The organism is Paenibacillus sp. FSL P2-0121 (assembly GCF_037975345.1).
GTDB classification, from domain to species: domain Bacteria; phylum Bacillota; class Bacilli; order Paenibacillales; family Paenibacillaceae; genus Paenibacillus_AQ; species Paenibacillus_AQ odorifer.
The window spans coordinates 2453707-2465430 of the sequence record NZ_CP150245.1 but is presented as its reverse complement, the minus strand read 5'-3'; the positions used below and the strand labels follow the sequence as shown (position 1 = coordinate 2465430).

The following is an 11724-nucleotide window of genomic DNA, read 5'->3' as shown; positions in this document are numbered from 1 at the left end:
ATTGCTCTAACCCTTGCAATCAGGGAAAACCTCCCGCAATTCACCCCAATTTACTCATAATAGTGGAATTCAGGCGATATTTAGGGAGGATTTCCCTGAAAAGCTAAGTAACCAGCAAAAATAGCTATTTTCAGGGAGGTTTTCCCTAAAAATTAAAAACGGCATAATTAAAGCTCAGTTCTCCTACTTTCGCTATTGCGGCTCTGTTCCCCATACCAGCACCCCGTTCCGATAAAGGGTCACCTTGTTCCAATCCGCATAAGCGGTCTGAAGTGAATTAAACGAATAATCATTGGCCTCGTTAAAATTGCTCCAATCTGTCTTGTGTATCCGGGTCTGAATATCCCCGGAAGTTCCTCCAGCGGCAAGCATGCCCGCACCTGCATTGAATTTCACTTCCAAATAGTAATCTGCTCCCGTTCGTGGCGTGTCCAGCTTTACAAAGCTGCCTGCTACCTTGCTGTTGCCGATCTGGGCATAATCACAGAAAAAGGATTGCGGCTTGTCTCCATCGATCGTATACCAGTAACGGATGCTCAGCTCGCTAAGATCGACTGCAGTTGTGCCGTTATTTTTAATATTAAAATAGGGCTTCATCTGGTTGTCATTTGGGTTAGTATCCGCTGTCCGATACGCCACTGCAAGCCCGGTGAACGGTTCGACAGGCCCCGAGCCTTGCGGTGTAGCCATCGCTTGTACAGAATTGCTGCTCGTACCCGCACTATTGACAGCATTCACAACATAATAATAAGTCGTTCCGTTGCTAACCGCCGCATCGCTATAGCTCGTCCCGGTAGCCGTAGTCAGAGCGGTATAAGGACCACCACTCGTAAGTGACCGTTTCACCGTATAGGAAGTCGCGCCCGCCGAGGTGCTCCAGCTAAGATTCACGAGCCCATTGCCCGCAGCTGCATTCAAGTTAGCAGGAGCTGCTGGAACTACGGGAGCTGCCACTGTCTCCAATACAGACCAGTAGGCCGGCTTAGATTGAAGGCGCTCATCGAACAATAAAGGCCAATTGTTACGGGCTACCGGATAAGTGCGCAACCAAGTATTACTGTCATCCTTTCCCCAGAGAGTGACATTCGTGACCGTATCCGTGTGCCGCAGGAAGATCTCAAATAATGATTTGTATAAAGCCGCTTGGCGCTGCTTCAAATTATCAGGGAAGGTCTCATAGGCTTGAGAATTATCAGAATACACACTAATATCCAGCTCAGTAATATGAGTTTCCAGCCCTAAAGCCTTGAACTTGATAATCGAATTTTCGATTTCAGAGAGCGAAGGATAATACAAACTAATGTGCGTTTGATGCCCTACTCCGTCAATAGGAACCCCTTTAGACTGAAGTCGTACAATCAGATTGTATAGCGCTTGGCTTTTGGCTGGCTCATGGGTATTGTAGTCATTGATGAACAGTTTTGCGTTAGGATCAGTTTCATGAGCGAACTGGAACGCCTTCTCAATATACTCTTCACCCGCGATCTGGTACCACAGGCTGCGGCGCATGCCATCAGATTGCGAAGTGTCAATCACTTCGTTGACGACATCCCAAGCATAGATTTCACCTTTATAACGTTCCATAACGGTCTTAATATGACTCTTCATCCGCTCATATAACACCGTTTTGGAGACCAAATTACCGCTGGCGTCACGGAACACCCAATCCGGTGTCTGCGAATGCCAGACTAGGGTATGTCCACGTACCTGCTGTCCATTTGCGGTGGCAAAAGCTACTGCCGTGTCAGCTTCAGCGAAATTAAACACACCTTCCTGCGGCTCCGTGCTGTCCCATTTCAGAACATTTCCTGGCGTCACACTATCAAAATGCTTGGCCAACAATTGCCGATCCGGAGCTGTCAGCAGCTCACTATTCGTAAACGCCGAGCCGATCAGAAATTTGTTTGCAAACACATCCTTCAGCGAAGGAATCGCATCCTCGATGACAATTGGACCGAGATCCGGTAGCTTTTCCAATCGAAAATCATCCAAATAAAAAGAAGTTGTCGCGCTACCCGGCACTTCAAAATAAATAGAAAGCTGATCTGCCGGCTCCAATAGCTTGTACTGCGCCTGAAGCTTCACCCAACCGTTCGCTGTCACTGCACCAAAGGTCAAATTGTCATAATGAATAGTAGAAGGTAATGTCCGCTGCAGTGACATATAGATATTCGCGTTAGATGATCCGGCAGGCAGCTTCACCCATCCAATAAACACATAAGTTTGTCCTACTTCCAGCTGGCTAGTCACATCCAGTGAAGGTCCATGCCACGTTTTTGTTCGGCCGCTTACCTCCAGGCCATATGTGCCGCTGCGTGCCGCATCTGTTTTGGCTGTAAGCACCTCAACTTCCCCACGTCCATTCCAGCCCTGAACAGTGCCATCTTCAAAATCGCTTTGCTGAATAAGCGTGTTCTCCGCATGTGCGGGTGCAGCCCAATACACAGGTACAAGCAAACATAAAACCAAAACAAAATTAAGCGCTTTCAAAAAAGTTCCTTTTTTCATCGCTTCGATTCTCCCTTCTGAATTAGGTTCGAACCTTATGGCTTCGTTTCTTCCTGTTCCCCGATACCGCTCGGGCCACACCACCTTCCTCATAAAAAAAATCAGAGCCTATCCTCAGGAGGAACCAAGCTAGGCAGGTCATCCGTGAAGTATGGGCTCTATATCGCCATAATATCACATTTGTTTCCATTTATGGAACGAAAATAAATTATTTTCGATCTTATTTTACTTAAGCTGAACGGATCTGCGTTATCAGCTCCATTTAGCGCCGAAAAAACCCAAGAGACGACACCATTATGGTGTTGTTCCTTGGATTACATAACATGCTGACTGAATGTACGGGAATTTTACCGTACAATTCGGCGTTTCCAGCAGGATCAGCGCATTGTACGGGAGTTCTACCGTTCATTTCGCCACTTCCAGCTGGATCAGCGCATTGTACGGGATTTATACCGTTCATTTGGACGTTTCCAGCAGGATCAGCACATTGTACGGGAGTTCTACCGTACATTTCGCCACTTCCAGCTGGATCAACGCATTGTACGGGAATTATACCATTCATTTCGGCATTCCTTGGAGATACTGAGATACAACAACAAATAAAAAGAGAGCCGTGTTGTGAACACGACTCCCTCTTCATCTAAACCGCATCAGTAGCGGCATATTTGCAAGGAACTCAGCAATAAGCTGTCATCCTTGACTTATTTTTTCGCAATATGAACCTTCAGCTGCTTGCCCTTCACGGTGGTCTCTCTCATCGCTTGCAGCACCATTGCGCCTTTACCGTTCAAAATATCCACATAGGTCACATTGTCCTGAATCGAGATAATCCCGATATCTCCGGCGGAAATACCTTCAAGTTTTGCTATTGTGCCGACAAAATCGACGGCTCTTAGCTTCTTTTTCTTGCCGCCGTTGAAGTATAGCTTCATAATCTCTTTGTTTAAGCTTTCGCTTTTGTCCTTCTTGCGGACAGGCTGCTTATTGATCTTCTGCTCGAACGCATCCTTTGCGTAGGCCACTGCGTCGTCCGAAGGAGCTTTCATATGCGGAATGCTGAAGCCAATATAGCTTTCGATTTCAGTTACCCACTTCTGCTCATTCGGAGTGACAAAAGTGATCGCTTTACCTGTCTTGCCTGCACGCGCGGTTCTGCCTGTACGATGCACGTAGCTTTCTTTTTCCAGTGGAATATCGTAATTAATCACATGGGTGATATTCTCGATATCAATCCCTCTAGCCGCCACATCGGTAGCGATTAAATAGCGGAATTGCCCTCTTTTAAAAGCATTCATGACCTCAAAGCGCTCATCCTGCTCCATACCCCCGTGGATCTTATCACAAGGATATTCCAGATCCGCCAGTCCTCTGAATACAGCATTCACCTGCTCCTGCGTACGGCAAAAAATAATACAGCTATCCGGATTCTCCACCGTTATGATATCGCTTAGCAAAGAGAATTTGGCAGCTTGTCTCACTTCAATCAACGCATGTTCAATCGTAGCCGTCGTAATTCCACTTGCCTGAATCTCGATATCTGTTGGATCGCTCATATATTTTAAGCACAAATTCTTAATGACTTCGGGTAAGGTAGCTGAGAATAACATCGTTACTCGCTCTTTGGGCAGCTGCTTAATGATCTTCTCGATCTGCTCAATAAAGCCCATGCTCAGCATTTCGTCAGCTTCATCGATGATCAAATATTTGATTTCTTTTAGCGGAAGTGTGCCTCTTTCAATATGGTCAAATACGCGTCCAGGCGTACCTACGACAACATGTGTTTTTTGCGTAAGCTCTATCTTTTGAGGGGCAAAGGGCTGCTTGCCGAAAAGAGCAACTGCTTTAATCCGTTTAAAACGTCCGATGTTCGTAATATCCTCTTTCACCTGCATCGCAAGCTCCCGAGTTGGCGTAAGAATCAAAGCCTGCGGCTTATTCTCCACCCAATCCACCAGATCGCAAAGCGGAATACCATAAGCTCCCGTCTTGCCACTGCCTGTTTGCGATTTCACAATCAGATCCTTTTGCTGCAAAGCCACAGGAATTACCTTGCTCTGTACCTCCGTAGGTGTCATAAATTTCAGAACATCCAGTGCTTTAATTATCTCTTCGTCTAACTCATAATCTCTAAATTGCAATTCACTCATCGTTCAACCTCTTCTATGCCGATTGTTCTGGTTAAAGCGGAAACTCCGCGATCCTTCCATCTTGTGCATACTTATCATTATAACAGTTATTGGCGTCCTTGATTCCATTCCTTATAGAACTGGTCCAGAAAATTCAACATGAAATCATGCCGTTCTTCCGCTAACTTGCGTCCATAAGCCGTATTCATTAAGAATTTTAGTTTCAACAGCTTCTCATAAAAATGATTCACAGCCGTCCCTTTGCTATAATCCCTGTATTCCTTCTGCAGCGACTCCTCACGTGGAGAAACTTCCGGATCATAAGCCGGACGTCCCTTTGCGCCTGAGAAAATAAAGGTTCTGGCAACGCCAATCGCGCCAAGTGCATCTAGTCGATCTGCATCCTGCACCACTTGACCTTCCAGAGTCTGCATAGGTTCTCCTCCACCACCACTAAAAGACATCGTTTCAACGATCAGCATGATATGACGAATTTGCTCCTCCTCTGTAAGGTTTGCCGTAAGCCAAGTGTGGACTTTAAGCAGACCTGCTTCTTTTGACGGATTAAGCTTCTCATCTGCAACATCATGCAGCAAGGCTGCCATCGTACAGATAAAAACATCCGCACGCTCGATCTCAGCAATTTCACATGCCGTGCTGCGGACCCGATGGGTGTGCCACCAGTCATGCCCCGTAGTATCTTGTCCTAGTTGTTCTTTCACAAATTCTTCCGCCCGGGCTATTATTAAAGATTGATTCATCGTCAACAAGCTCCCCTCACCTATGAAATATCGAAGCCCTATTATAGCTGATTGCCTGTCCATTCGCCTACTAAAAATCTTTGTTATAACAAATTCTTACTTGCACGACTCCAAATGATCCGCTATAATCGGCAGTAATCAAAATGTCGAAGGGAATTGATTCTGATGAACACCATAACAATCATGCTGAATCAACTTCATTATTATCACAAACAGCGTTAGCAACCCTGAAATTCTCAGGGAGGCTAACGCTACTCGCGTTGGCCTCCCTGCGGCATAGATCACGCGCAGGACCATGAGGTCCTGCGCGTTTTTTTATTTCTAAACTATGCCAATTCAAAGGAGCTACTAACGATGCAAAACATTAAAGGAACTTATGATTACTTCGGAAAAGAGCAGGCGCTCAGAAAGAACATTCAAAATACGCTGCAGGATTTGTTCGAACTCTATGATTTTGAATCCATGGACACCACATTATTAAATGAACTGGAGTTATTAACCTCGAAATATGCAGGTGGGGATGAAATTCTCAAGGAGATGTACCAACTCACCGATCAAGGCAACCGCAAGCTGGGCTTACGATATGATCTGACCATCCCTTTTGCCAAAGTGATCGCCTTAAATCCTGGAATAGTGTTTCCCTTCAAGCGTTATGAGATCGGAAAAGTATTCCGTGATGGTCCCGTGAAACGTGGGCGCCTGCGTGAATTTCTGCAATGCGATGTTGATGTTGTTGGTATTTCAGGACCTGAGGCGGAAGCTGAATTGATGCAGCTGGCCACAGAAGCTTTTCGCAAGCTGGACATCCCGATCATCCTAAAATGGAACAACAGACGTTTTCTCGGTGAGATCCTGGAATCGATTGGTGTACCTGCCGAGGACCAACTGTCCGTTATGCTAACCTTGGATAAATTAGAAAAAATCAACCTCGTCGGCGTGAAAAATGAATTGATCAGCAAGGAAATCGAATCTGCAACCATCGCTGATATTCTAGAGCTTATTGAAATGGACAATCCAAGCTTTGAGCAGTTATGCGAAAAATATAGTCTTACCGGACAACCGGGAGCAATGGAGGTTCTTGTCCTGCAAAAGCTGCTCCAAGACATTCAGCTGCAGCAGACTTGCCGTTTCGATCCCTTCTTATCCCGCGGGCTTTCTTTCTACACTGGAACCGTCTACGAGATCTTTGATGCATCCGGTTCCTTTACCTCAAGCTTGGGTGGTGGAGGCAGATATGACGCTATCATCGGACAGCTAGTGGGCAGAGAGGATATTCAATATCCTACGGTTGGCTTATCTTTTGGTATGGAGTCTATCATGGCGCTCCTTGCAGAACGTCCTATCCAAGAGCGCAAGACAGCAGAGGTTATGGTCATTCCGATTGGCGAGACGCTCCCACAGGCTTTAATTGCAGCCGCCGAGCTCCGTGCCTGTTCTATCCGGACCAGTCTGGTATCCGGTAAAAGAAAACTTAAAAAGCAACTCGCCACAGCCTCATCCCAAAATATACGTTACGTTATTCTGATCGGCGAGAGTGAATCCAGTGTGGATAAGGTGCGTCTGAAGGATATGAAGGAACAAACAGAGGTTATAGTTCCATTAGATGAAGCTATCTACCTTATTACTGGCTAAACTGCTGCCTGATATCCTCCTAAAAAGATCTGCATAAAAAAAGACCCCGCCGGCGACCGGCGGGGTAAAGTCTATATATAAGGGAGGTTATACATGTACTATAACCCTGCAAGCTTAATATTTTATGAAAAAGAGATAAGGATTCCCTTAATTCATTTCAAACCCTTAGATCTTAAACTTATCTACTAACCCCTGAAGCTCTTTGGCACTTTGAGTATTTTCATCAGCCATAGTAACCTCCAGGAATGTTTTTTCCACGATATCCGCCGTTTTTACCGCGATATCCTGAATCCCTATGGCTCCCTCGTTTACTGTAGCAGCTACCTCATTAACGGCAATATTAATACTTGATATAGCCATACTCAAATGATCGGCTGCGCTCTCAAATTGTTTTAACAGCGTATTTACAGTAGCAGCATCACTGTTGTATTGCTGACTTACCTCAGTTAATCGTTCATAATCTGCTAGGACATTCTGATCAATAAAAGAAAGTAATGCCTCAGAATTCTCCTTCATGGATTCAACAGAGGAATATACACCTGTTACCACACCTTGAATTCCAGCCGCAATCTTAGACGACTTCTCAGCCAACTTCCGAATCTCACCAGCTACAACCGCGAAACCTTTGCCTGCCTCACCCGCTCTTGCCGCTTCTATAGCTGCATTCAGGGCCAGCAGATTGGTCTGACTGGCAATGGATAGAATCGTATCCGTCAGTACATTAATCTCTGCAATCGCGCTCGACTGCTCAATCGCTTTTTCCATATCCATTCGCACGGATTCATAAATTTGTTTAGCATTCGTCGTAGATTCTGTTGCCTCATCTTGGAGAGCCAGCGCCCGCTCACTAATTTGTCTAGAAACGGCAGCGCCTTCCTTCACATTATTGGTGATCCCGGATACATTGTTATCAATTTCAGTAATTGCTGCTGTCATTTCCTCTGTGGAGGCTGCGGTCTCTTCCATACCTGCCGATAGCTGCTGCGTAGTCGCTGAATTATCGTGGGCATTTTCCCGCACATCTATAGACAGCTTCTCCAGCGTTTCTGCATTTTCAAGCACTTTGGACGAGATCGTAATTAAGCTTCCAGCCATCTCACGAAGTGTAGCCCGGGTGCTGAACATCGCTTTGGCGATCGTCCCTGTCTCATCTTTGTTTTTAGTCAAATACTCATACTCTGAGTCATGCGTCAAATTCAATTCTGCCGTTTTATTAATCATGTCCGTTAGTTTAACAATCGGAGAAGAGATTTTTTTAGCAAAATAAAGAGCAATCAGCAAGGCAATAATCAAACTTCCCACACCAAGAAATAAGTTGAAATTTCTCATATCAGTGACAGGTTTCACGATTTCATCGAGGTCTGCGGTTAATACAAGCAACCAGTGCGTCTCAGGTAAAACTGTATAGGTTGATTTTTTTTCCACACCATTATATGTATTATTGAGCAGGCCATCCGCTACCTTCTCACCAGATTTCACACGCTCCATAACAGCTGCGATCTGCGTATTCTCAATAGGCTGACCAATTTGTGTTTTATCCGGATAATATAATTTATTGCCGTTCTCATCCAGTAAATAAGCGTAGGAGCTCGTCGTGTTTACCACTTTGGTATCGGCCAAATACTTAATCATACTATCTGCGGAAACAGCTGATGCAATAAATCCAATCATCTTTCCATTACTCTTTACTGGCTGTACAAAAGCCACTACATAAGCTCCTGTAGATTTTGATTTCAGCGTTTCACTGATCACAGGCTCAGCCGTCTCCATTACTCTTTTCGTATAATCTCTTTCACTAAAATCTGTCCCTATAAGCTTAGTATCACTGTCAGCCACACTAATACCTTTCATATCACTGACTAGAATGTGCTCAAGGTTTCCTGCTTCCTCCACAATGCTTTGTAGACTGGCGTTCACCTCATTCTGAAGCTTATCTCCTTTGTTAACTCCACCATTCCCAGCTTGCAGCAGTAGATCAACAATTTCCGAACGGCTCGCAATAAGCTCTGTACTTCTCTGCTCTTTTGCTATCATGGCTGATATAGTCTGAGCTTTGTTCGTATTGACCTGCTTCATAGAATTCTCAGTAAGATTCACAATCGCCTGAGTTGATTTCAAATACGTAAATATCCCCATTACAGAAATACATAAAAGGGTCACACCTATCATAACAAGTGATAACTTTAGGCGAATCTTCATATTCTTTTCATCCTTCCGACTGCTTGTTCATTTGCGAACAATGAAATTGTAAATAATACAATTACTATCGGGTGGCAAAGTTGAATAGTGAATATAAATCGCGCAAAAATAAGAAATATATCATAAAATGTCGAAATTTTTCATGTAAATGAATAAAATATCACAGCTTTTAGGTCATATAGCCCTCAAGAGATGGTTAACAAGGCCTGTCATCTGTCCTAGAAGAACTAGGTGGTTCTAGCTGAGAGACCGTATTCGCTTGCATTAATGCACCCTCACTTAACAGTCGTTTAGTTCTACTACGTAAAAATAGACCAGACATCGCAGCGAGTATTTGTTGGAATAACATCCCCGAAATTACTGGAAGCGCAACAGCAGGAGGAAAATATTTCACCGCTAATACAGCTCCTGCACTTAAATTCCGCATACCCGAATTAAACTGCACCGCAACGGAATCTTCATAACTAAAGCGGAAACGGCGTGACACCAAAGCTCCGATCACATAGCCAAGCACAACGGTTATGAAGGTCACTCCAATAATGATCGCTAATTTGCCATCCGGATGTTTCAGATAACGGGCAATGCTGGCCCCATTAATAGAAACAACTACAAACAATCCGACTTTAACAAACGGAGCAAGCGGCGGTCCACATACCGTATTTACTTTCCCTTTTGTCCATTGATTCAGCAGCATCCCAACTACAGAAGGAATGACTACCATCCATAGCAGCCCTTTCATCATATCGCCTAGCTGAATTTCAACACTCGCTCCCATCAGCAAATATAAGGTACCCGGGACAACAATGGGCGACAAGAGCGTATCAATCAGAATAAGCGCCAATGTCAGCGCAATATTCCCTCCGTACATCGACACCCATACCACACTTACAACACCTGTAGGAATCGCGAACAACAATACATAACCAGTTACTGTATATGGATCTCCCGGAAAAAAAGCCATGGCTGCAAGCCAGCCGATCAGCGGCATTACAATATGTAAAATTACCATTAGAATAATCAGCTTCTGAGGTTTCAGAAGTACCCCCAACAGATCCTTTAGGTTGGACTTCAAGCTACCGATCAGCGTCATTACAGCAAAAATCCAGGGCACGAGACCTGTGAACGGCAGCAGTCTGCTTTCGTTAAGTACGCCGACCACGATGGCCGTGGGTGTTAATAACGGCATAATCTTTTCTAGAACAACATTAGATTTGATGAGTCCATTTCTTATATTAGCAAACACTTGGCAGTACACCTTATGTATGAAGCTCATACATCCCTTATCTTTGTTTTTTATTAAGTCTACCATAAAAAAATAGGAACCAATTCTTAAATTGGCCCCTCGAAGTAATCTATATAGAGTGTTAAACTTCTATGCCTTGTGGAAACAATGCATCCAGTGCTGGGCAGGGCTGCTTATCCAAAAACTGTGCCAATGGCGCCGGCATATTATTGTATAAATCTTTTAGTGAAGTTCCTTGATAAATGTTGCCGATAATCACCGGATGGCAAAGCTCTGAAATCAAAATGTCGCCATTTCCATGCAGATGAAGCTGCTTCTTCCCCTCAATACAGTGAGGAAAATACACACCCGGCTGCTCTTCGAACCCAAGGGCGTCCATAAAGCGGTCCATACAGGTGAAATACAGAATCGTATCTTCTTTCTTCCGTGCGATCAGCTCGCTCACTGCATTCTTTAATTGTTCCCGTGCAGCTATAGACTTCCAACCCGTATGATCCATGATAATACTGTTCTGAATTTCATGTGTGCGCACGCCCATTGCGTAGACATGATCGCTGATCTCCTTCATATTATCCTGGGTTTCACTGAACAGCAGCGTCTCCAGTACGGTATCCACACTTGTTGCAGCGAATAGGGTAATATTTTCTCTTATTTTTTCATAGATGCTTGGATGAATATTATAATATTTTGAGAAAGCTTCCGCAGTAGTAAAATTGAAGGAAATATGTATAGTCGTTAATCCTGCGGAGACCAATTGGCCAATTCGTTCAGCATTTAAAAGACTGCCGTTGGAATTTAACTGTGTCTGAATCCCTCTGGATGCGCAGTAGGTTACAATTTCCACACAGTCATCGAATTTCAGCGTCACTTCTCCACCTGATAAGCGTACTCTTTTAAGGCCTGGAAGTTCGTCCAGAATGCGGATGACCTCTTTGGCTTTGATGCTTTGTCCATCATTTCTATTATATGCACAGCAATAATCGCAGCGGAAATTACAGTTCGAAGTTACCCCTATTTCTAACCCTTCCAGCTCATAAGTAAGCGGTTTGTCGAGCTCTAATGCTTTATATCTCATACTCTAAAGTCCTCCTGAAAAATAATGAATTTAGTTCAAAAGTTCAACCTTAGAGATTATATAGGTTTATGGCTTAGGTTAATGTGAGTTTTATAACATTCGGATTTCCAGCTATAACAGCTAACGATCGTGACTACGGAAATATCCGTTCTTCCAACCGGATTTGTCTCCAGTTTTCTT

General features: G+C 44.3%; 8 protein-coding genes. 2 read left to right on the top strand and 6 right to left on the bottom strand.

The window, feature by feature from the left end:
* Window positions 1-192: 192 nt before the first annotated feature.
* Window positions 193-2508, bottom strand: a complete 2316-nt coding sequence (locus MKY54_RS10665) for an endo-1,4-beta-xylanase (RefSeq protein ID WP_339190438.1) — start codon at window positions 2506-2508, stop codon at window positions 193-195.
* 334 nt (window positions 2509-2842) lie between these two features.
* Here MKY54_RS10665 and MKY54_RS10660 point away from each other — a divergent pair, with 334 nt between their 5' ends.
* Window positions 2843-3094, top strand: a complete 252-nt coding sequence (locus tag MKY54_RS10660) for a hypothetical protein (RefSeq protein ID WP_339190437.1) — start codon at window positions 2843-2845, stop codon at window positions 3092-3094.
* A 115-nt stretch (window positions 3095-3209) separates the two neighbouring features.
* On the opposite strand, the gene MKY54_RS10655 is transcribed toward MKY54_RS10660, so the two are convergent.
* Entirely contained in the window at window positions 3210-4655 is a 1446-nt protein-coding gene (locus MKY54_RS10655; RefSeq protein ID WP_339190435.1) for a DEAD/DEAH box helicase, read from the bottom strand.
* Between the two features lie 86 nt (window positions 4656-4741).
* Window positions 4742-5395: an HD domain-containing protein gene (locus tag MKY54_RS10650; RefSeq protein WP_339190434.1), complete on the bottom strand. Its 654-nt coding sequence runs from the start codon at window positions 5393-5395 to the stop codon at window positions 4742-4744.
* 354 nt (window positions 5396-5749) lie between these two features.
* Between MKY54_RS10650 and MKY54_RS10645 the strand changes: the two genes are divergently transcribed.
* On the top strand, window positions 5750-7027 hold the full coding sequence (locus MKY54_RS10645) for a histidine--tRNA ligase (RefSeq protein WP_076301240.1): 1278 nt from the start codon (window positions 5750-5752) through the stop codon (window positions 7025-7027).
* Window positions 7028-7192: 165 nt separating this feature from the next.
* Here MKY54_RS10645 and MKY54_RS10640 read toward each other — a convergent pair whose 3' ends face one another.
* The 3 genes from MKY54_RS10640 to MKY54_RS10630 all read right to left on the bottom strand — a co-directional run bounded on the left by MKY54_RS10640 (window position 7193) and on the right by MKY54_RS10630 (window position 11544).
* A complete protein-coding gene (locus MKY54_RS10640) occupies window positions 7193-9226 on the bottom strand; it encodes a methyl-accepting chemotaxis protein (RefSeq protein WP_076191290.1) in 2034 nt (677 codons plus the stop codon).
* A gap of 196 nt (window positions 9227-9422) precedes the next feature.
* The gene (locus MKY54_RS10635; protein WP_076276373.1) at window positions 9423-10469 is read right to left on the bottom strand and encodes a bile acid:sodium symporter family protein; all 1047 of its coding nucleotides are present in this window, start codon (window positions 10467-10469) and stop codon (window positions 9423-9425) included.
* A gap of 121 nt (window positions 10470-10590) precedes the next feature.
* On the bottom strand, window positions 10591-11544 hold the full coding sequence (locus tag MKY54_RS10630; RefSeq protein WP_038569765.1) for a radical SAM protein: 954 nt from the start codon (window positions 11542-11544) through the stop codon (window positions 10591-10593).
* Window positions 11545-11724 lie beyond the last annotated feature (180 nt).

What these genes read in the sequence shown, in the direction of transcription:
- MKY54_RS10665 (WP_339190438.1), bottom strand. Translation starts at nt 2,508, where the DNA reads ATGAAAAAAGGAACTTTTTTGAAAGCGCTTAATTTTGTTTTGGTTTTA.
- MKY54_RS10660 (WP_339190437.1), top strand. Translation starts at nt 2,843, where the DNA reads ATGTACGGGAATTTTACCGTACAATTCGGCGTTTCCAGCAGGATCAGC.
- MKY54_RS10655 (WP_339190435.1), bottom strand. Translation starts at nt 4,655, where the DNA reads ATGAGTGAATTGCAATTTAGAGATTATGAGTTAGACGAAGAGATAATT.
- MKY54_RS10650 (WP_339190434.1), bottom strand. Translation starts at nt 5,395, where the DNA reads ATGAATCAATCTTTAATAATAGCCCGGGCGGAAGAATTTGTGAAAGAA.
- MKY54_RS10645 (WP_076301240.1), top strand. Translation starts at nt 5,750, where the DNA reads ATGCAAAACATTAAAGGAACTTATGATTACTTCGGAAAAGAGCAGGCG.
- MKY54_RS10640 (WP_076191290.1), bottom strand. Translation starts at nt 9,226, where the DNA reads ATGAAGATTCGCCTAAAGTTATCACTTGTTATGATAGGTGTGACCCTT.
- MKY54_RS10630 (WP_038569765.1), bottom strand. Translation starts at nt 11,544, where the DNA reads ATGAGATATAAAGCATTAGAGCTCGACAAACCGCTTACTTATGAGCTG.